This is a genomic window from Haladaptatus sp. DYSN1 (genome assembly GCF_029489995.1).
Taxonomy (GTDB): domain Archaea; phylum Halobacteriota; class Halobacteria; order Halobacteriales; family Halococcaceae; genus QDMS2.
Genome location: NZ_CP120470.1, coordinates 617,884 through 636,593, shown reverse-complemented (window position 1 = coordinate 636,593; position 18,710 = coordinate 617,884). Strand labels below are relative to the sequence as shown.

Genomic DNA, 18,710 nt, shown 5'->3' with positions numbered 1-18,710 from the left:
GAAAGCGTTGTGTTGGGTCAGATTGACGAACTGTTTGCCGAACCAAGCAGACAGTTGGATGGTTTTGTCAGAACACTGTTTTATAGTTACGTGTTGGCTAGTGCCATGCGCTTCAGTAGACGCAGTGTACTCAAAGCGACGGGCGCGGCGGGCGCGGCGACACTCCTTCCATATACGGGAAGCGGCGTCGCACAGACACCGACTATCGACGGGCAGCTCGAGACGGACTCGGCCGACCTCCAGGAGGTGCTGGTCGTCTTCGATTCGAACGACAACGTCGATTTACTCTCGCAGTTCGACCTGGATGCAGGGTACTTCAAATTCGACGTCCTCCCGATTGGCTACGCGAAACTGACCGGCGACCAGATAGCGACGGTCGCCGAGATTCCAGCCGTTCGCTACGTTCAGGCCAACCGTGAACTCGACTATCACAACGAGGACTCCCGCGAGGCGACGGGCGCGGACATCGTCCAGAACAACCTGTTCTACACCGGCGAGACAGCCCACTCGGTCGTCATCGACTCCGGTATCGACGGCGACCACCCCGACCACGAGACGAACCTCCAGCACAACTGGCGGTACGTAGACCCCCTCGACGAAGGCACGATGTGGGTGGACGCCGGCCCCGCGGACACCGACGACAACGGTCACGGCACCCACACCTCGGGGTCGGTGGCCGGCGACGGCACCGCGAGCGACGGGAAGTACAAGGGGATGGCTCCGGACGCCGAGTTGACCGTCTACTCTTCGGGTGCAACCTTGCTCATCCTCCAGGCCGTCGGCGCGTACGACCACCTGCTCTCGCGGGTCGAACAGGGCAAAACCGAGGTGCAAATCGTCTCCAACTCCTACGGTACGTCCAGTCCGGACGACTTCGTGCCGAGCGACGCGCTCAACGTCGCGACGTGGGAAGCCTTCCAGCGGGACATCCTGTCCGTCTTCTCCGCGGGCAACGCCGGGCCCGGCGAGAACACGCTCAACAACTACACCAAGGCACCGCACGTCCTCGGCGTCGCGGCGACGATGGACGACAAGAGCGTCACCGACTTCTCCTCGCGCGGCCGGTTCGCCGACTACGACGGCGGCGGCGAGGGCGCACAGTACGACCGCGAACTCGCCCTCTCGAATCTGACCGACTACTTCGACGCGAACCTCGCAGACCAGCCAGTGCTCACCGAGGAATCCTACTCCGGAACCGTCGGTCCCGGCTCCAGCGATGCCGGTGTGGGCGACTCAGTGTACCAGGAGTGGACCGCCCCCGAACAGGCGGGCTACGTCGAAGCCGACGTGTCGTGGACGCCACCTGGACAGGACTTGGACATCTACCTCCATCAGGGGGCGAAAGACGGCCCCGTCGTGGCCAGCGGCGCGACGCTCGACAATCCAGAGCACGTCGCAGGTGCGGTCAACGGTGGCCAGACGTACTTCTTCGAAATCGTCCCGTACGCGAACGTCAGCGCGTCCTGGACCATCGACCTCGTCTCACGCGAGGCCCCGCCGAAGGGCCAACAGCCCGAAGGGCCGTTCGGCATCTATCGCAACGGCGTCGGCGCGAACGGCAACCTCGTGATGAGCACGCTGTCGCCGGACGACCCACTCCAGGCATACGCCGGACTGAGCGGTCCAGAAGAACAGGACAGTGAAATCTGGTACGGACGCATCTCCGGGACGAGCATGTCCTGTCCCGTCACGGCGGGCGTCTGCACGCTCGTCGTGGACGCCTACTACCAGAACCACGGCGAATACCCCGACCCGCTCGACGTGCTCCTCATCATGGAGGCGAGCGCGAAGGACGTGCGCGGCGACTACAACCCGGCGAACATGGGTGCCGGATTCGTCGATGCGGTGGCCGCCGTCAAACTCGCAGAAGAGAACAAACCGCATCCGGCGAAGTTCAAGGACGTGGACCTGACGAGTCTCGATTCGACCGCCACGGACACCGTGTTCGAGGCCACGGGGTCCCGGGCCGACGACGGGTCGGTGTTCACCGCGGGCCAGACCAATCGCGTGGACATCACCGTGGACAGTTCCACCGGCTCAGCGTTCGTCCGTGACGCGATTCCGTTCGACTGGACGCTCGTCGGCGGTGACGACGCCACCGTCTACACCGAAGACGGCACGCGCTACGTCGAGTTCACGAACCCGGTCGGCACCGTCGGCGAAGACGACGACCCGGTCACCCGGACGTACTTCCTCGAAGCGCCAGACTCGACGGGCACCTACGAGTTCGGCCCCGCAGAAGCAATCTCGACGTTCGACGAGTCGAAATCCGTCACTCTCACCGGGACGGACAGCAACACCGTCGGCGGCGTCGACACTAGCTAATCGACCTCTCGACTTTTCGAACCATCGGCTTGATTCCCGAACGAACCGTATTCTCTGGTTCTGAAACTCCGCCACGGGAGTTACATACGGCAAATATTGTCAACACGACCCACACCTAACGGCTTTGGTTGTGCCTACTTGTCGGCTGTCCGCTCATCACGTATTGCCTGAATAATCGTGATGATGATGCGTCTTTCCTCCACATGTGTCAGCCGTACAGACTCGAACGACCTCCTCGACCACGAGGGGCGTGCGACCGTCTTCTCCGTCATCCGCGAGTCACCCGGTATCTGCATGTCCGCCGTCGCGGTTCGCGCCGACATTCCGCTTTCGACGACCCGCCACCACATCCGCGTCCTCGAACGCGGAAACCTGGTCGCGGAAACCAAGATTCGTGGCAAACGCCGGGTGTACGCCTCGAACGCGACCAACATCGAACTGGCGGCGGCGCTCGCAGACGAGGCCACCGCGGCTGTCCTCGACGCACTCTCACGACTCGGGCCGGTCTCTGTCTCGGCCCTCGCAGACGACCTGGCACGCGACCCGAGCACGGTCACCCATCACCTCCAGCGCCTCGCCGCCGCTGGCCTCGTTGAGCGCGAGCGACAGGGCCGAGTCGTCATCAACGCCCTCGCCGGAGAGGCAAAAGATGCACTTGCCCCGGCGGTGCGTGAGGAATCGATGCCACAACCCCGCCTCATGGCCGACGGGTCGGGGTTCGGCGAAGACGACTGCTGACCTTCTCAAAAAAGCCGCTGTCGCGGTCTACGTGCTCTGTCCGAGCACCGTGTTGTCGTCGCTCGTGCCAGCCACCGCGACCCAACCGTCGCCAGCGTAGGCGTCGCGGTTGACTGGGAGGACTTCGACGTCGCCGAAGGTGTAGACGTTGCTCTCTTCGAGCGAGGCAGGTGCCTCGGCGAAGTAGCTCGCAGCGAGTGACTCGACGCCGTCGCCCGACGTGCCCGTGAGGTAGACGTACTGGACGCCGTCGCCCTGTTCGACGGACACGACGTCGCCGTATTCGGTGTCCACCGTCCACGCGGCGGGGACCACGTCACGGACGTACATCGGCCCGTCTGCGTCGCTCAGTTCGATGTCCAGCTGATTCGTCTGCCCGCCGGTGAACACCGACCCGTCGTCGCTGCGCGTTCCCGTGACCGAGAACGGGAGTTCCGTCCGGGTGGTGTCGAGGTCGAAGTGCGCCTGCACGTCGTAGCCGTTGACCGCGCCGGGGACGTTCACGAGTTTCGTGACGACGTAGTAGACGCCGGATTCGAGCGTGAAGGAGACCGAAGCGTCTCCCGTGAGTCCCTGTGCCTTCGTCACGACGTTCGGCTCGCCGTTCGCCGCCGGGTTCGCGGCGTCGTAGACGAACAGGTCGAAGTGCGGGTTCTCCTCGGCCATGCCCTTGTTCCCGCCCGCGTAGTGGCTGAACGAGAGGTCGACGGTGTAGACGCCGGGTTCCGTGAGGTGGCCAGCGACCGCTCGGGAGTCCGCGGGGACGTTCAGGCCGACGACTTCCGCGCCCTTGTCGGTGAGCGGGCACGTGACCGCGTCCACCGCGGCGTCCGGGTTCACGCGGCCGAAGCCCTCGTAGGGGTCGCGGCCGCCGAACTCGTAGGTCGGGACGTGCGCCCGGTGGTACGGCGCGGCGGTAAAGGCCGTCTCCGTAGCCGTGGCGAGGAGCACCTGCTTCAGGCGCATCACGTCGTCGAACTTGGTCTGTGCTGGCTCGGGGAGGCGGATTGCGGTGGGTGCCTCTGTGCTCTCCATCGCCTCCGCGACGAGACCCGTCGTGCCCGTGACGTACGGCGCGGCCATCGACGTGCCCGCCTTGCCCGTGTAGTCGCGCACGTCTGCGTCATCGTCCTCGATGTCGGAACTGAGCGCCTCTGCTGCGTTCGCGAGGTCGGTGAGCGACCCGCCGGGCGCGGTGACGTCGGGTTTCATGTAGACGCTGTCGTCGTCTTCGTCGACGCCGCCGACGCCGCCCGAGGAGTAGGCGACCAGACCGTCGCGCGGGCCGGTCGCGGCCACGGAGACGGCCTCGTCTGCGATGCCGGGTGCACCGTTGCCGTTGGCTGGCGTCGCTGCGTTACCCGCCGCGGCGAGCGTGAGAATGCCGCCCTCTGCAATCTGTTTGATGCTCGCCGGGATGTCGTCGAGGAAGCCGCCAGCCGCGCCAAGCGGGAGGCCGCCGACGTAGCCCCACGACATGTTGACCGCGCGCATGTTGAACGTACTCGCGAAGGATTCTGCGTGGGTGCCGAGATCTACCGTCGGGCCGGAGAGTCCCTGAAGGCCGACGAGACTCGCGTTCGGCGCGAGGCCGGCGTGCAACGAGAGGTCGCCTGTTTCGAGGCGGTCTGCGACCGTCTCGTCCGGGGCGAGGAATGCGCCAACGCGGACCGAGTCCACCGTGCCTGTCGAGGCCGCCTCGCCGCCCGCGGGCCGGACGTAGCACGTATAGGTTCCGGACTCGGTGACCGGTGCTTCGGCCACGTTGTTGTCCACGAGGCTCGTGTCGCTGCCGACTTCCGAGCTGTCGAGTTCCTCACCGTTTGGCCCCTCGATGATGAGTTCGATGGCCTCGCCGTAGGCGCTGATGAAGACGCCCGTCCCCGCCTCTGCGGGAACAGAGTATTCGAGGAAATCACCGGCGATGAGGACGGCGTTCGGTTCCTCTTTGACGACGGTGGTCGCGTCTACGGCGCTCGCCCGCCCGGACCCGCCCATGATGGACGAACAGTGCGACCCGTGGCCGTCGGGGTCGCGGGGTTTGTCGAGACTCCCGTAGCGCGTGCCAGCATCGTACCAGCCGATGACTTTCGGCATCGTCGAGGTGACGTCGTCTGCGTCTACGTCCGCGAAGGCGACGCTCGACGACGCCGGATACGTCGTCATTTCGCCCGTCGTGTAGACGTACCCGCCTGCGATGGTGTAGTCCGCGATGACGTTGATGTAGGATTCGACGACGAACCGATAGACTGCCTCGGGTTCGACGATTTCCAGAATCTCCTCCGGTTGTCCGGCGTTCGTAGAGGAGGCGACGCGCTGCCAACTGCCGTCCGCCTGTTGCTTGTCGAGGTAGAGTTCGAGGTCCTCGCCGGCGCTCGTGACGTCTGCGTCCTGGTTCTCCGGTTCCCAGGTCATCGTGGCGTCGATTTCGAGTTCGTTCGCTTCGTCGGGAAGCGCAGGGGTCGTGAACTCGTGGGTGGCCGTCGTCGGCGTGACGAACGTGCCCGTCGCGAGCGTGCCCGTGTACTCGTAGGTTTCGCCGTCGAGGGTGTGCTCCGTCAGGTCGTTTTCGGCCGGTCGCGTGAGTTTGAGTTCGCCGTCGCGGACGAGCGCGAGGACGCCGTTCCACGGCCCGATGTCCGGGTGGCGAGCGTCGATGCCCGAGTCGGTCAGCCCGATAGCCCGGTCGGCTCGGCCGCGATAGCCGCGCGCCCAGACCTTGCTGGCCTCTAAGACGCGGAAGTTCGCATATTCCGGATGAATGTTCGCGTGTGCTCGTACGTTGCCGGTTGCCTGTGTTCCGAGGAGGCCGGCTCCCGCCGCGAGGCCCGTCGCCTGGAGGAGTGCCCGCCGCGAAAGCTCGATGGTGGGTGTGTTTTGTTCTGTCATACGCGTTGCGCATGTCACTCGTAACCACCTGTCTAAAAAGAAATTCTGACAACTCTGTCCAAACGTGGGTCTGAACAATCGTGATAGAACCACAATGTATATCCGGTTGTACAGGAAAATCGGAGTATCAGCGGTGCAGGCAGGTATCCCGTGTCATGAAAATCATTGACAACAGTGGGGGGTTACGGGTGCTGGGAATAATGCTCGTAGTCGCATCACTTCTCGCCGTCCCGGCCACCGTCGCGGCGACGCCTGACGACCCGCTTTCTGACGACGGAACGACGACGAACACGACGACCACCGACACGCTCTCCGACACGCAGACGACCACCGAGACGACGACAACGACCGAAGCACCGACCGCGACTGACACGCTCACAGACAGCACAGAATCCACGAGCACAGCGGTCAAGGACGAGACGAGTGAGACGCTCGACGGAACGGACGAATCCGTCGAAGAAACGAGTGAAACCGTCGAGGACACCGCCACCGCAGTCGAGGAGACGGCAACGGACACGACCGACGACGCCCAGACGACCGTGACCGACACCGTCGATTCGACGCTCAATGACGCGGCATCGACCGCCGAGGACACGGATTCGACCGTCGAAGATGGGGCAAAGACCGTGACCGAGACGGTAGACGACACGCTCTCGGACACCGACGAGACCGTCGAAACGGTCACCGAGAAGATGGACGACGCGACGGAGACCGTCGCCCCCTCGCCAGATGGCACGACCGAGGTCTCACTCGGCGACACCGGAGACGCCGAACTCGACGACGGCACGGAGACGCCAGCATTGGATGCCGGCAATGAAACACCCCAACTCGATTCTGGGACGGAAACCTCACAGCTCGACGGGGACACAGAGAATCTCGAGACGGTAAGCGAACCCGTCACGGACACGGTAGCGACGGCCGGTGAGAGCGTCCCCGGCGCGGACGACGCGACGCTGAGCGAGGACGCGCCGGCCACCACGACGTTTGTCGGTGACGACGAGCAGTCAGGTGACGGTGCGGAAACTCCCGCCCCGGCGAGCGACGACGCGCGTGCGACGGCCGACGAGACTGACGAGCGCAAGGAACCCGACAGAGAGACCCCCGCACCCGCCGGCGGGGCCGCCTTCGACGGTGACTCTGGAGGCGCACAGATCGAAGGCGGCGAAAAAGACGGGCGGACGCCAACGGGCGATTCGACCGGGACCGACGGCGCACTTGCCGCGCTCTCCGCGGTCAACATCCCCGAACCAGTAGACGACGAGACGGGTATCGCCCTCGGTATCGGCGCAATCGTCACCGCCGGCGTCTTCCGCTATGGCTCCGCCGTCGACCTCTCAGGATTCGGACAGGCGGCAGGGCAGGCGACCCACCCGCTAGTGAGGACGCAAGTCAACAGGGTCACCGACGCGATAGAACGCCTGTTCCGCATTGTCGCGCCGTTCCGGTACAGTCGGTTCGATGACTCCGACCCACTCGAACACGACGGCCGCGAAGCCGTCTACGAGGTCATCAACGAGTCGCCCGGGGCGTACCTCTCGGAGGTGGCGACCCGCGCCGACATTCCGCTCTCGACGACCCGCCACCACATCCGCGTCCTCGAACGCGAGAAGTTGGTCTCGGGGGCGAAAGTCCGCGGCAAGCGCCGCTTCTACGTCTCGCAGGCCGCGGACATCGAACTCGCCGCGGCGCTTGCAGACGAGGCCACCGCGGCCGTCCTCGACGCGCTCTCGCGACTCGGCCCCTCGTCTGTCTCCGACCTGGCCGGGGACTTAGAACGCGACCCGAGCACGGTCACCCACCACCTCCAGCGCCTCGAGGAGAACGACATCGTGAAGCGCGAGCGAGAGGGCCGTGCGGTCATCAACCGACTCTCGCCTGCGGCGAAGGCGGCGCTGTCGCCCGACCTCGAACCGACGCCAGGCGAACCACAGCGCGTCATGGCCGACGGGTCGGGGCTAGAAGAACGCTGACTGCAGGAGGGAGAGCTGTTTTTCGAGGTCTTCGGGCGTGTGAACAACCTGTCCGAGGATGACCTCGTCGAACCCGAGGCGTTCGACGGCGGCGAGGTCGGCCCGCATGTCGTCTGGGGTGCCGGTGAGACAGAACTCCTGTGCGTAGTCGAAATCCCGGTCGGCCGCGAGGAAGTCCTCGAAGGCCGCCTTTTGCTCGCGATGGGCCACCTCTCGGTCGTCAGTCTCCACGACGTGGACGTACTGGAGCATCACGCGACGCAGCGAGTCGGGGTCGACGCCCCGGTCGCGGGCGTGGTCCGCGATGATGTTCCACTCGGCTTCGAGTTTTTCGGGGTTGGTCGGCCGGGCCAGCCAGCCGCCGCAGTCGAGGATTCGGTCGAGGATGGGCCGCGGGATGCGTCGGTTTCCGTCTTCGTCGCGAACCGACGACCCGCCCGCGAGCAAGTTCGGCGGCGCGTCCAGTACCGGGTCGATGCGTACGTCCTCGAACTCGTGAAATCGCCCAGAGAAAGACGCCTCTCCGGCGAACAGGCGGTTCAGTACCTCCACGGCCTCGCTGAGACGCGGCCCGCGTTCGTTGTGCGGGACGCCCGTCACCTCGAATTCTTTTGGCACGTACCCCGCGCCGAGGCCGAGGGTGACCTGCCCATCGCTCAAGTGCTGGAGCGAGAGCGCCTGCGAGGCGATGTTCGCGGTGCGCCGCAGCGGCGCGATGAGAATCGAGGTGCCGAGGTTGGCGGCGGGCGCGACGGCCGCGGCGTGCGAAAGTGCGATGAGGGGGTCTAGAAGACTGGTCCGGTACGGTTCTGGCTTCACGACGTGGTCGAGCGCCCAGAGGCCGTGAAAGCCGGCGTCGGTCGCTTCGCGGGCCCACCAGCGAATCGTCTCCGCGGGGACGCGGTACTCGCCGGTACAATGGGTTGGCAGCATACTCCCGAGGTGCATGGGTTCACAATCGGGTGTGTGGATAAGTAGCTAGCCCAGGACGCAACCGTTGCAACTTACGTCTCGAAGTACCGGTCGTGATGAGCGCGACAGCCCGGATTGAACTCCGCCTCACACGCGGGACACTCGTTCGCCGCGTCGAGGTACTCGGTGACCGTGAGTTCCGTCTCGCAGACGCCACACAGCACCGCCGGTTCGTCGAACCGGTCGCGGAGCCAGACCGTCGCCGGGTGGTCGGCCACCGCCTCGTGGCACTCGAAACACGGGTAGTACGTCTCACAGCAGGCGAACTTGAGCGCGACGACGTCGAGCGACGAGTCGTAGTGGGCACACCGCGTCGCTGCGTCCACGGCGACGCCCCTAACATCGGGCATGGGTGAGAGTTCTGCGTGGGGTGGGTTGAAGGTTCTGTCACTGCGGCCAGCTCAACGCTTTTGTCACTCGTCGAAAAATGGGAGCCATGGCCAGCTCGTCTGCATCGCTCTCTGAGCCGTACGTCCTCGCGCACACGAAACGGCGGCTCTTCCCGAACGCGGAGGACCCCCAGAGCTACGCGGTCACGGACACGCAGTTTTCGACCGGAACGTGGCTCGCGGGCGAGCAGATACGACAGGATGTGGTCGCGGAACTCGCCCCCTTCAACCACGTCCAGATTGGGAACGGCTACCCCGACCTCGTCGGCGTCACCCGACTCGACCCCGAGTTGCTCGCCGTCGACCGCCTCGGTGACGACCCGCCGCTCGTCGTGGTCGAATCGAAGGGATACACCGCGAACCGACTGGTGGACACGGAACGGGGCATCGTGCAGGCGTACAACCGCCTCGACGAGGCGAACGCGGCCTTCCTCGCGGCTCCAGCCGACGCAATCACGCAAACCGACGAGACCCTCGCCCGCGAGTTGAACGTCGGCATCCTCGGCGTCGGTCCGGGTGGCACCGTCGAACCGGCCGTCGTCCCGCGGCTGGTCGGGCATCGCGGCGCAGAGGGGGCGAACGCAATCCGCTTTCAGGCGAGCGCACAGGGCGTCGCGAACAAGTCGTTCGGGTTGAATCATCCGAAAAATTATCTCGGCTACGCGCTGGCGATGGCTGAGGCGCAGCACCGAGAGGAGGCAGACCGGCTTCTCGAAACGCACGTCGTCGGGGACACGGCGAGCGCCAGACAGGGGGCCGCGTTTCTCGGCCTCGTTGACACCTCCCTCGGACGCGACCGACTGACGCCGCTTGGCCGAGAAGTTGCCCGATTCGCCCAGGAGCAAGAGGGGTCTGTGCGGGCGGCGCTCGAACGGTTCGCAGACTGGAAGCGGACGCGAAGTCGCTTTTCGACCGAGGCTCCACGGTGGGGACAGCTCGCCCGGCGCGTCGTCTTCGCGTACCCGGCGACCCAGTTGCTCGTCGCGGAACTGGAGGAACTCCACGAGTGGAACGAGCCAAATCCGACGCTCGTCGACCTCGTGACCTCGTTGTTCACGCAGCATCCCTCGTTCACCGTCGAGTTGTTCATCCGCGGAACCGCCGAGGCCCGGCAGGCAGTGCTGGACACGGACGGGAAGCTCCGGCAGGCGGCGCTCGCAGACGGCGACGTGTACCACTCACCCACCGTATTTCAGTTGAAAGCGATGCTCTATCACGTCGGATTGCTCACGGAACGAGGACGCGAACCGAACCGACTGGACCCGGAGACCGACGTCTGGGCGCTTCGTAATCCAGTCAGTCGGTGAAAAATGCCGCGTGGGTCACGCCCGCGAACCGGTGTCGGCGCGTCGATACCGGCCGAGGCGACTGTATCCCTGTATCGACCCGTCACCCGCGATGAGCACCTCGTACTGGCCGAGGATGTCCTGGGTGTCGGGAACCGAATGGCGTTCGACGACTTCGACGACCGCTCGCCAGCCCTCGTCGCCGTCCTGCATCACTTCGGTGACGCCGTCGAGGTCGTGGCCGATGAGGTCGGCTGATGTCGTTTCGACCTTCGAGCGAACGTCGAGGATGGACGAGACTGAGTCGTCTTCCTGCTGGCCACCGTCCGCCTGTCCCGTCTCAGCTTGCTGGGTATCTTCCGTCGATTCCTGCTGGTTGGCGGCGTCCTGGGACTCGTCCGCGTCGTCCACGGTCGGGTCGCTCTCGTCGTGTTGGTAGCAGAACTTCCCGTCTGCGGCCGTCCGGCCACAGCGCTCGCCACCCTCGGTGAGCGCGTGACACTGGGCTGCCTCGGAATCGCTCATGACTCTAGCTCGTCGCCTTGATTTCGAACTCCTGGATGTCCTCTAAGTCACCAGATTGTGTTACCTGCTCTATCCTGCTCATCTCCGCCGCGTACTTGAGGAACGTGTCCACGGAGGCGGCGACGACGCGCGCCTCGACCGTGAGCAGTTCGATGCCCACGACCGACAGGCGGGCGAACACGTCAATGACGACGCCCTTGTCGAGGATGCGGTCGAGCACGTCTGCGAGACTTGAGGTGTCTGGTTGGGAACCTGCCATAGCCTCTACCCATCTCTCGTGAGGCCCTTTATTCGTTGAGGCCAACATTTAAATTTTCCAGAACGTTTGGCCGTCACTATTAGAAGGTGGTACCGCAAACGGTTACGGGAACGATGAACCGCCAGACCGAACACAGCCGGGCAGTGGGGCGATGACGAGCAACTACTACGTCTACGGCGTACTGGAGAAAACGACGCTCGACCTCGAAGTGGCGGGCGTGGAAGGCGCGAGTCACGTCTCCACCGTCGATTACCCGCCGTTCTCCGCCGTCGTCTCGGATATCGACGTGGAGGACCCAGAGGAAACCGACGAGAACGCCCGCGCTCACGACGACGTGTTGCAGGCCGTGATGGAGCACGGTGGCGGACACACCGTCGTCCCGATGCAGTTCGGGATGGTGTTCGACTCCGCACGCGGCGTGAAGAACATCCTGCGCGGGGGCCGCAGAGCCTTCACCAAGGCACTCCGCGACACCGAGGGGATGGTCGAACTCGGCGTCAAACTCGTCGCAGAACAGGACACCGACGTGGACACGGAGACGATTCGCGAGGACGCGGCGGAGCGTCTCGCCACCGTAGCCGACGAAGTCGCAGAAGGCGACCTGTTCAGTGACCTCATCGTGTTGAACCGGTCGTATCTCGTCGCCCGCGAGAAGCGCGAGGCATTCGACGAGGCGGTTGACGAACTCGAAGCCGACTACCCGGACCTCCGGGTCCAGTACACCGGCCCGTGGGCCCCGTACAACTTCGTAGACATCGAAATCAGCGGCTCTCGGAGCAATGTTCCTCATCGATGACCTGCTCTTTCGACCGCTGCTCGCCATCCTCGACGCTATCCACTCGGTCGCGCTCACCGAGCTGTACGACGTCGAGGAGATACGCGACCGTATCAAGGAAAACCGGTTGCTGTACGAACTCGGCGACCTGTCGAAAGCCGAGTACGAGGAACGAAAGGCAGCGCTGGAAGCCGAACTGGAGGCGGCCCGCCGCGCCCACGAACGGGTCGGGAGCAGAATCGAGGTGAAACGCTAACCATGGATTCAAACACCGAAGACAAACTGGACAAGGCAAAAGACGTCGCGGCCGACGTTGCAGAGACCATCTCCGAGGAAGTCGAAGACCGTGCCCCGGAGAAAGTAAACCGTGTGAAGACGGCGAAAGACGAGGCCGAAGCGATGGCCGAGACCATCAACGTGAGCGAACTCGCGCAGGCCATCAATCTGCGCGAAGTTCCCGACGCCATCGACGAGGACGACCTGAAAGAGGCCATCACGGAGCGCGACGTGGCCGAGGCACTCGACGTGGCTGACGTGCCCGACGCCGCAGACGGTGAGGACGCATGGGAGGCGATGGACGTCCGCGAGACGTGGCGACACGGCCGAAAACTGGTCGCGGCGCTCAAAGGCGACGAGGAACTCGACGTGCCGACGCCAGACGTCGAAGACGAGGTAGTGGACTCGCCGGACGATTTAGACGAGTTCAGCCAACTCGCCATCCAGAAGAAGGCGAGCGACGCCGTAGACGAGTTCCGCGAGGAACTGCTGAAGACGCGCGCTCGGCTGAAGGAACTCCACGACAAGAATCGCGAGAAGACGACGCCCGATTCGAGAAAACCGAAGTCGAGAAGTCCAACCGCCGTCTCGACCGTCCCGAACAGCAAGCCGAAATCGACGCCGGGAACGCGCTACTCGACCGTGCCGTCAGAGACGAAGTACTCGACCGCACCGAATCGAAAGCGCATCTACGGCAATCGGTTCGAGGACGACGATGGATAGTAGCCGCCCGACCCGCCAGCAGGGCGACCTCGCAGACATGGTCGAGATGCTCTTGGACAAGGGGGTCGTCATCAACGCCGACATCGCGGTGTCGGTCGGCGACACCGAACTGCTCGACATCCGGATTCGCGCCGCGCTCGCGTCGTTCGAGACGGCCGCCCAGTACGGCCTCGAATTCCCGAGTGGCACCGACATGGAGCGCGTCGAACAGGCGTCCGGCCGGCCCGAACTCGAAGAAGAGCCAATCGACGCAACATCGATGACCGTCGAGTCGGAGCACGATGACGACGATTGACGTAGACGGAGAAGACGGCGGCCTCGTCACACTCGTCGCCACGATTGCGGACGTGTTGCTCGAAGTGATGGAGCGCGAAGCCATCCGTCGAATGGAGTCAGAGACGCTCACCGACGAGGAGATAGAACGCCTCGGCCAGCGACTCGCGACGCTCGAAGACGAACTGGAACAGTTCAAACGCGACCAGGGAATCGAAGACGACGTCGACCGCCTCAGAGGTGACCTGAACGGCCTCATCGAGTCGGCGCTCGAACTCCCCGACGACGCGGCTGGACTGGAACGGAGGGCGCAATGACCGCCGACCGACGGTACGTCTTCTGTGCAGTCTCAGTCGCAGACGGACCGGACACCTACCGCACCGTCGGGCTTGACGGAACCGACGCCTACCTCGTCCGAGAGGGGGCGGTCGGCGCACTCGTCCAGCCACAGGACGCCGCCTTCGAGCGCGACGACGCCGAAGCCGTCCAGCGCCTGCTCGTAGACCACCTCGCCATCGTCGACGAGGTGGGCGAGACGTTTGGCACGCCGCTTCCGCTGCGCTTTAACACGGTGTTCGAAGGCGGTGACGACGGCGTCCGCGAGTGGCTTCGAGACGACAGCGAGCAAATTGCGACCCAGCTCGACCAACTTGCCGGCCACTGGGAGTACCGCATCGAGGTCGTCTGGACTGACGACCGCCCGGCGACCGACGAGAACGACGACCGACTTGCGGAACTCGACGCAAAACTCGAAGATGCGGCTCCCGGCAAACGGTTCCTCCTCGAAAAGCAACGCGACCAGCGGGTCGCCGAATTGGCCCGAGAGCGAAAAGCCGCAGTACAGGACGACCTCGAATCCCGGGTTGCGCCACACGCGAAGGCGGTCGCGGCGCTCGACGACCAGTCGCTCGAAATCGGCGGGCAGGAAACAGAAGGTGAGGTCGTCGCCCGCGTGTCGGTCCTCGCGACGGACGAGGGGGCGAGCGCCATCGGAGACCTGCTCGACGAGGTGGCCGCAGAAGAGGGTGTCGAGGTCCGGTACACCGGCCCGTGGCCCCCCTACACGCACGTCTCGGAGGGCGTGCCGGAATGAAGCCGACCAAGAAAAACGAGGAAGCGCTGGCCGACTTCGTGGACGTCGTTCTCAGAGAGGGCGTCGTCGTGCAGGCCGACCTCGTGATTTCGGTCGCCGACATTCCACTCGTCGGCATTCAGCTCTCGGCGGCGGTCGCCGGCATGCAGGCGATGACCGAGTACGGCCTGCTCACTGAGTGGGACGAGGAGATTCGAGCAAGCACCGAGGAGACGACGGACGAGACGCCCGACGTACCCACTGACCGAACACTTTAATTTCTTGTCACGCCTGAGAGATGGTAATGCGGCCCCCTGAAGAGTTCACAACCGGTGCGCTGATTTCTATCGACTACGTCTCGCCTCGCTCCCACAGACTCCAGACGGTAAGTGGTCGGATTACCGACATCGACCCAGAATGTATCACCATCCGTGAGCTGTGGCTGGGGGAACAAACGCACCCCCACCGACTCGTCCAACTCGACACGGTCGACCGCGACCTGGTCTCGGTGACGACGAACCGGACCACGCTACTCGGCCGCGCACACCGCGTCGCCCTCCAGGCGCTCGCAGACCAGACCGACGACGAGGGGCTGTGCCAGTCGGTCGAGGCGCACTTCGCAGACGAGGTGCACCGGTACTTCGGCGGGTTCTACGAATCGTTCGCCGCGCCGCGCCACCCCACTGAGAGCATCTACTGAGACTGCGCTTAGGCGAGCCTTCGGGAAGTTCAGATAGAAGTGGTCGCACGTCGAATCCCCTCCCGTGACAGAGCACGTAGACGACACCCCGACCGTCACCTGTTCGCGCTGTGACCGGGAGTGGGACCTCTCCTACGAACTCGACCGACTCGGCGTCGGCAACCAGTCGTTCGAGCAGTTCGCGCTCGACCACATGCGCCACACCGGGCACTTCCCCGACGACGTGACGCCGTGGATAGCCGACTGCGAGCAGTGCCCCGACGGCGACCAGTTCCTTTCGGAGGGGCCGGCCCGACGCTGGGCCGAGACGCACGTCCGCCACACTCGCCACGCAGTCGTGCTTGAACACGGCGATGACGACGCGACGCGAATCGACTCAGTGGGCGACGAAGCGTACTGACCAACTGACGTCGGTGTTACTGCCCGTGTTATGGGGCTGTCTCGAGTAGTTTCAGGTACGTTCGGCGTCTCGACGCGCCGACGGCGACACGTGACCATGAGTTCCGAGATACCCGTCACCCACGACCTGCCCGAGAGCCCGATTCACACCACCGGTACCGACCACATGACCATCTGGGGGAGCAACGAGGCCGACACAGTTGCCTTCTACCGTGACCTGCTCGGCATGCCGCTGGTGCTCCGGCAGCCAAATCTCGACGACCCCTCCCAGACGCACCTGTTCTTCGACACGGGCGACGGCCGCATCGTCACGTTCTTCGTGAGCGACGACCGTAAGTCGAATCCTCACGGTCAGCGCGGGGCCGTCGGGTCGGTCCACCACCTCTGTTTCCGCATCGCGCCCGACCGCTTCGAGGAGATGGTCGAAGCCATCGAGGATGACGACCGGCGCTACAATATCTTCGACCGGGGCATCTTCTTCTCGCTCTACACCCACGACAACAACGGCCTGGTCATCGAACTCTCGACCGACAAGTACGACATTCCCGACGACCGTCGCGGTGAGGTGCTGGCGAAGGTCCAAGAACTGCGCGAAGCCGACGGCTCCGATTTCGCCGAAGACCGCCACATGAAAGCCGCACTGGAGGCGTTAGGAATGGACGCGACGGCCCACGACCTGCCCGCCGCGCCGACCGGGACTGGGGTCTGAGGAACGGCTAGCGGGTCGATCTCCAGAGGTGCCACGCGACGGCGACGTTGACAGCGATTGCTCCGAGACCGACGAACGCAATCTGGTCGAGGACCGGAAAGTCGAACTCTGGGCCGAGGCGGTGGAATGTGATTCCTGCTGCCGCAAACAAGGCAGTACCCTGCCACGGTCGCTCGCCGACACCGGTTCGGTACGCAGCCGAAACGAGAACGAGTCCGTACACGATGAACGGGAGCTGGAAGAGGGTGTAGATTATCGGGAACCCACCGCTCCAATAGGTATCGAGTTGGTAGTACTGACCCTCGTAGACGATGGCGTACTGCCCCTGCCCGGGGTGGCTGTAGTCGCTGTAGAAAAACTCGTCTGGCATATCCTCTCGCCCGAAGATGGTGAGGCGGTTGTCCGGTGACTCGATCGTTCGCCGAACCACGGATTGCGCCTGTGACGAGAGATTCTCGTACTGAAGAACCGGCATCTCTGCACGAAGTTCTGAGCCGTTGGTTTCGTCGACCGAAAATGACGCCTGCTCGCCCCAATCGCCCATCGTGACAGGTGCAGCGACGAGGGAAAACCCGACGAGGGCAGCGACGAACGCGAGCACAGCGCGGCGGTCCATATCTCAACAATCAGGGTATTTGATAAGTACTTTCTGTGGAATATTGCCAACACGGTGACGACGACCTTCCCGCGGGCGTGACCCGTCTCGACTCGCAAGTTACGTTTTCACTGCTCACGTTGTTCGCAGGAAAATGGACCCGACGGGACTCACGCGAGCGTCAGCGAGTGTGAGTAAGTCGGGTAGCGAACCATTCCGCAGGAATGGTGAGTGGACCGACAAGACCGAGCAAAACCGAAGGTTTTGCGACGGTCGTCGGGGGAGTGAGACTTCGCGAAGCGAAGTCGAACGGACCCGACGGGATTTGAACCCGCGACATCTTGGTCCGGAACCAAGCACTCTGTCCACTGAGCTACGGGCCCTCACAGGTGAATTCCTCGCAGGGGGGTAAAACCGTTGTGAGTCAGTCCTCACCGTCGGCGGTCCCTCGCGGTTGGTCGATGACCGACCGCTTCCAGGTGCCGCGGGTGAACCACGCGACGGCGGCGATTGCGCCGACGATGTTGCCGAGGGCCATCCCCCACCAGATGCCGGTCGGACCCATACCCTCGACGAAGGCGAGGTAGTAGACCGTCGGCACGCGGCCAATCCAGAGGGCGACCATGGAGAAGACGAGTGCCGTCTTCGTGTTGCCCGCGCCGCGGTAGGCTCCGAGGACGACCTGGAGGACGCCGATGAAGGCGAACTCGACGGAGCGAATCCGGAGGTACTCGCTACCGAGGCGGATGGTTTCTGCGGCTTCGGCCGTTCCGGTGGCCATGAACACCCCGACGATGGGTTCGGGGAACAGCGCGGCGATGACGGCGACGACGAGCATGACGCCCGCGCCGGTGGCGGCGGCGAGTTTGACGGCGCGTTCTGCGCGGGCGGTTTGCTGTGCGCCGAGGTTCTGGCCGACCATCGTGTTGGTCGCCCGGCCGAGGCCCATCGCCGGGAGGAACACGAGCGAGATGAGGCGATTGCCGAGACCGTAGGCGGCGACGACGGGTGGGGAGAACGTGACCACCATCGCGGTGAGGGTAATCATCGCGAGGGCGCTCGCGGACTGTTCGAGCGCGCTCGGCACGCCGATAGAGACGATTTTCTTGATGATGTCGAGGTCGGGTTTCAGGTCGGGGAGGCGGACGTCCGGGCCGGATGGCGTCCGGAAGAGGACGTAGAAGCCGAGGGCGGTTGCGACGGCTCTGGAGACGAGGGTCGCGAGTGCCGCGCCTTCGATTTCGAGGCGCGGGAACCCGAACCAGCCGAAGATGAAGATTGGGTCGAGCACGACGTTGAGCGCGACGCTGATGGCCATGATACGCATCGGGGTCCTGGTGTTGCCGTACCCGCGCATCAGCGCGGAGAAGACGAAAAAGCCGAACAGGAACGGCGTCCCGAGGAAAAACACCTGCATGTAGTCGGCTGCCAGTGGGACGACCACAGCAGCAGTCTCCGGGTCGCTCGGCAGCACGCCGAGCATGGGTTCGGTGGCGAGGAAGCCGAGGATACCGAGAACGATTGCGAGAACCGTGACGAACGAGAGCGTCTGTCCGGCGACCATGCCCGCGGAGCCTTCGCTTTTTGCGCCTGTGTACTGGGCGACGAGGGTGCTTCCGGCGACGGTGAACCCGCCGCCGACCGAGAGCAAGAGGAAGATAAGGGGAAACGCGAGGCTCATCGCGCCGACGGCGGCGGTCGAAAGCCGGCCGAGCCAGATGGTGTCGGCGATGTTGTAGGCGACCTGGAGGAGCTGGGTGATGACGATTGGCCACGCCAGCCGGAACATCGGTCCGGCCAGTCCCCCTTCGGTTATCGAACTCTGCGTGTGGCCA

At 64.4% G+C, this 18,710-nt stretch carries 21 protein-coding genes and 1 tRNA gene; 14 read left to right on the top strand and 8 right to left on the bottom strand.

The genetic code is table 11. The features are described from left to right. Positions 1-105 precede the first annotated feature (105 nt). The gene (locus P0648_RS03365) at positions 106-2,325 is read left to right on the top strand and encodes a S8 family serine peptidase (protein WP_276274586.1); all 2,220 of its coding nucleotides are present in this window, start codon (positions 106-108) and stop codon (positions 2,323-2,325) included. A gap of 180 nt (positions 2,326-2,505) precedes the next feature. Continuing rightward, complete coding sequence (locus P0648_RS03360; protein WP_277505199.1) at positions 2,506-3,063, top strand: helix-turn-helix domain-containing protein; 558 nt, start codon at positions 2,506-2,508, stop codon at positions 3,061-3,063. 27 nt (positions 3,064-3,090) lie between these two features. Here P0648_RS03360 and P0648_RS03355 read toward each other — a convergent pair whose 3' ends face one another. Further along, on the bottom strand, positions 3,091-5,952 hold the full coding sequence (locus tag P0648_RS03355) for a S8 family serine peptidase (RefSeq protein ID WP_277505197.1): 2,862 nt from the start codon (positions 5,950-5,952) through the stop codon (positions 3,091-3,093). Positions 5,953-6,152: 200 nt separating this feature from the next. On the opposite strand from P0648_RS03355, the gene P0648_RS03350 reads away from it, so the two are divergent. Continuing rightward, positions 6,153-7,922 (top strand): helix-turn-helix domain-containing protein, encoded by a 1,770-nt coding sequence (locus P0648_RS03350; protein ID WP_276245656.1) that lies wholly within the window; start codon positions 6,153-6,155, stop codon positions 7,920-7,922. Here the strand turns inward: P0648_RS03350 and P0648_RS03345 are convergent. Together P0648_RS03345 and P0648_RS03340 are read right to left on the bottom strand one after the other, a co-directional pair. Further along, complete coding sequence (locus P0648_RS03345; RefSeq protein WP_276245657.1) at positions 7,908-8,870, bottom strand: LLM class flavin-dependent oxidoreductase; 963 nt, start codon at positions 8,868-8,870, stop codon at positions 7,908-7,910. The two genes, P0648_RS03350 and P0648_RS03345, sit on opposite strands and share 15 nt — an antisense overlap. Positions 8,871-8,926: 56 nt before the next feature. Continuing rightward, positions 8,927-9,244 carry a CHY zinc finger protein gene (locus P0648_RS03340; RefSeq protein WP_276245658.1) on the bottom strand — a complete coding sequence of 106 codons (318 nt, stop codon included), beginning with the start codon at positions 9,242-9,244 and terminating at the stop codon, positions 8,927-8,929. Between the two features lie 86 nt (positions 9,245-9,330). On the opposite strand from P0648_RS03340, the gene P0648_RS03335 reads away from it, so the two are divergent. Beyond that, entirely contained in the window at positions 9,331-10,590 is a 1,260-nt protein-coding gene (locus tag P0648_RS03335) for a hypothetical protein (RefSeq protein WP_276245659.1), read from the top strand. Between the two features lie 15 nt (positions 10,591-10,605). On the opposite strand, the gene gvpO is transcribed toward P0648_RS03335, so the two are convergent. Both gvpO and gvpA read right to left on the bottom strand, forming a co-directional pair. Continuing rightward, positions 10,606-11,094, bottom strand: a complete 489-nt coding sequence (gvpO, locus tag P0648_RS03330; RefSeq protein ID WP_276245660.1) for a gas vesicle protein GvpO, halophile-type — start codon at positions 11,092-11,094, stop codon at positions 10,606-10,608. 4 nt (positions 11,095-11,098) lie between these two features. Further along, entirely contained in the window at positions 11,099-11,353 is a 255-nt protein-coding gene (gene gvpA, locus P0648_RS03325; protein WP_276245661.1) for a gas vesicle protein GvpA, read from the bottom strand. Positions 11,354-11,504: 151 nt separating this feature from the next. On the opposite strand from gvpA, the gene P0648_RS03320 reads away from it, so the two are divergent. The 10 genes from P0648_RS03320 to P0648_RS03275 all read left to right on the top strand — a co-directional run bounded on the left by P0648_RS03320 (position 11,505) and on the right by P0648_RS03275 (position 16,280). Continuing rightward, positions 11,505-12,149, top strand: coding sequence for a GvpL/GvpF family gas vesicle protein (locus P0648_RS03320; RefSeq protein WP_276245662.1), 645 nt, complete (start codon positions 11,505-11,507; stop codon positions 12,147-12,149). Continuing rightward, complete coding sequence (gene gvpG, locus P0648_RS03315) at positions 12,133-12,384, top strand: gas vesicle protein GvpG (RefSeq protein ID WP_276245663.1); 252 nt, start codon at positions 12,133-12,135, stop codon at positions 12,382-12,384. Before P0648_RS03320 ends, gvpG begins: the two co-directional genes overlap by 17 nt. Before the next feature lie 2 nt (positions 12,385-12,386). Continuing rightward, positions 12,387-13,127, top strand: coding sequence for a hypothetical protein (locus tag P0648_RS03310; protein WP_277505195.1), 741 nt, complete (start codon positions 12,387-12,389; stop codon positions 13,125-13,127). Beyond that, positions 13,120-13,422 (top strand): gas vesicle protein GvpJ, encoded by a 303-nt coding sequence (gene gvpJ / locus P0648_RS03305; RefSeq protein WP_369685066.1) that lies wholly within the window; start codon positions 13,120-13,122, stop codon positions 13,420-13,422. The genes P0648_RS03310 and gvpJ overlap by 8 nt, the downstream gene beginning before the upstream one ends. Continuing rightward, positions 13,409-13,717 carry a gas vesicle protein K gene (locus P0648_RS03300; protein WP_276245665.1) on the top strand — a complete coding sequence of 103 codons (309 nt, stop codon included), beginning with the start codon at positions 13,409-13,411 and terminating at the stop codon, positions 13,715-13,717. Before gvpJ ends, P0648_RS03300 begins: the two co-directional genes overlap by 14 nt. Next, the gene (gene gvpL / locus P0648_RS03295; RefSeq protein ID WP_277505194.1) at positions 13,714-14,493 is read left to right on the top strand and encodes a gas vesicle protein GvpL; all 780 of its coding nucleotides are present in this window, start codon (positions 13,714-13,716) and stop codon (positions 14,491-14,493) included. The genes P0648_RS03300 and gvpL overlap by 4 nt, the downstream gene beginning before the upstream one ends. Next, positions 14,490-14,750 carry a gas vesicle protein GvpM gene (gvpM, locus tag P0648_RS03290; RefSeq protein ID WP_276245667.1) on the top strand — a complete coding sequence of 87 codons (261 nt, stop codon included), beginning with the start codon at positions 14,490-14,492 and terminating at the stop codon, positions 14,748-14,750. Before gvpL ends, gvpM begins: the two co-directional genes overlap by 4 nt. A gap of 26 nt (positions 14,751-14,776) precedes the next feature. After that, a complete protein-coding gene (locus tag P0648_RS03285; RefSeq protein ID WP_276245668.1) occupies positions 14,777-15,172 on the top strand; it encodes a hypothetical protein in 396 nt (131 codons plus the stop codon). 64 nt (positions 15,173-15,236) lie between these two features. After that, a complete protein-coding gene (locus tag P0648_RS03280) occupies positions 15,237-15,572 on the top strand; it encodes a hypothetical protein (protein ID WP_276245669.1) in 336 nt (111 codons plus the stop codon). Between the two features lie 96 nt (positions 15,573-15,668). Then, complete coding sequence (locus tag P0648_RS03275; RefSeq protein WP_277505192.1) at positions 15,669-16,280, top strand: VOC family protein; 612 nt, start codon at positions 15,669-15,671, stop codon at positions 16,278-16,280. A gap of 7 nt (positions 16,281-16,287) precedes the next feature. Here the strand turns inward: P0648_RS03275 and P0648_RS03270 are convergent, their stop codons facing one another. The 3 genes from P0648_RS03270 to P0648_RS03260 all read right to left on the bottom strand — a co-directional run bounded on the left by P0648_RS03270 (position 16,288) and on the right by P0648_RS03260 (position 18,664). Further along, positions 16,288-16,896 carry a hypothetical protein gene (locus P0648_RS03270; protein ID WP_276245671.1) on the bottom strand — a complete coding sequence of 203 codons (609 nt, stop codon included), beginning with the start codon at positions 16,894-16,896 and terminating at the stop codon, positions 16,288-16,290. A 289-nt stretch (positions 16,897-17,185) separates the two neighbouring features. Continuing rightward, a tRNA-Arg gene (locus tag P0648_RS03265) sits at positions 17,186-17,258 on the bottom strand. A gap of 41 nt (positions 17,259-17,299) precedes the next feature. Next, a complete protein-coding gene (locus P0648_RS03260; RefSeq protein WP_277505856.1) occupies positions 17,300-18,664 on the bottom strand; it encodes an MATE family efflux transporter in 1,365 nt (454 codons plus the stop codon). Positions 18,665-18,710: the final 46 nt, after the last annotated feature.

Bases quoted from the DNA above. Each gene is read 5' to 3' on its own strand.
- gvpO (WP_276245660.1), bottom strand. From the start codon at position 11,094: ATGAGCGATTCCGAGGCAGCCCAGTGTCACGCGCTCACCGAGGGTGGC.
- gvpL (WP_277505194.1), top strand. From the start codon at position 13,714: ATGACCGCCGACCGACGGTACGTCTTCTGTGCAGTCTCAGTCGCAGAC.
- gvpM (WP_276245667.1), top strand. From the start codon at position 14,490: ATGAAGCCGACCAAGAAAAACGAGGAAGCGCTGGCCGACTTCGTGGAC.
- gvpG (WP_276245663.1), top strand. From the start codon at position 12,133: ATGTTCCTCATCGATGACCTGCTCTTTCGACCGCTGCTCGCCATCCTC.
- P0648_RS03275 (WP_277505192.1), top strand. From the start codon at position 15,669: ATGAGTTCCGAGATACCCGTCACCCACGACCTGCCCGAGAGCCCGATT.
- gvpJ (WP_369685066.1), top strand. From the start codon at position 13,120: ATGGATAGTAGCCGCCCGACCCGCCAGCAGGGCGACCTCGCAGACATG.
- P0648_RS03310 (WP_277505195.1), top strand. From the start codon at position 12,387: ATGGATTCAAACACCGAAGACAAACTGGACAAGGCAAAAGACGTCGCG.
- P0648_RS03355 (WP_277505197.1), bottom strand. From the start codon at position 5,952: ATGACAGAACAAAACACACCCACCATCGAGCTTTCGCGGCGGGCACTC.
- P0648_RS03285 (WP_276245668.1), top strand. From the start codon at position 14,777: ATGCGGCCCCCTGAAGAGTTCACAACCGGTGCGCTGATTTCTATCGAC.
- P0648_RS03360 (WP_277505199.1), top strand. From the start codon at position 2,506: ATGATGATGCGTCTTTCCTCCACATGTGTCAGCCGTACAGACTCGAAC.
- P0648_RS03270 (WP_276245671.1), bottom strand. From the start codon at position 16,896: ATGGACCGCCGCGCTGTGCTCGCGTTCGTCGCTGCCCTCGTCGGGTTT.
- P0648_RS03365 (WP_276274586.1), top strand. From the start codon at position 106: ATGCGCTTCAGTAGACGCAGTGTACTCAAAGCGACGGGCGCGGCGGGC.
- P0648_RS03320 (WP_276245662.1), top strand. From the start codon at position 11,505: ATGACGAGCAACTACTACGTCTACGGCGTACTGGAGAAAACGACGCTC.
- gvpA (WP_276245661.1), bottom strand. From the start codon at position 11,353: ATGGCAGGTTCCCAACCAGACACCTCAAGTCTCGCAGACGTGCTCGAC.
- P0648_RS03300 (WP_276245665.1), top strand. From the start codon at position 13,409: ATGACGACGATTGACGTAGACGGAGAAGACGGCGGCCTCGTCACACTC.
- P0648_RS03345 (WP_276245657.1), bottom strand. From the start codon at position 8,870: ATGCACCTCGGGAGTATGCTGCCAACCCATTGTACCGGCGAGTACCGC.
- P0648_RS03350 (WP_276245656.1), top strand. From the start codon at position 6,153: ATGCTCGTAGTCGCATCACTTCTCGCCGTCCCGGCCACCGTCGCGGCG.
- P0648_RS03335 (WP_276245659.1), top strand. From the start codon at position 9,331: ATGGCCAGCTCGTCTGCATCGCTCTCTGAGCCGTACGTCCTCGCGCAC.
- P0648_RS03340 (WP_276245658.1), bottom strand. From the start codon at position 9,244: ATGCCCGATGTTAGGGGCGTCGCCGTGGACGCAGCGACGCGGTGTGCC.
- P0648_RS03260 (WP_277505856.1), bottom strand. From the start codon at position 18,664: ATGTTCCGGCTGGCGTGGCCAATCGTCATCACCCAGCTCCTCCAGGTC.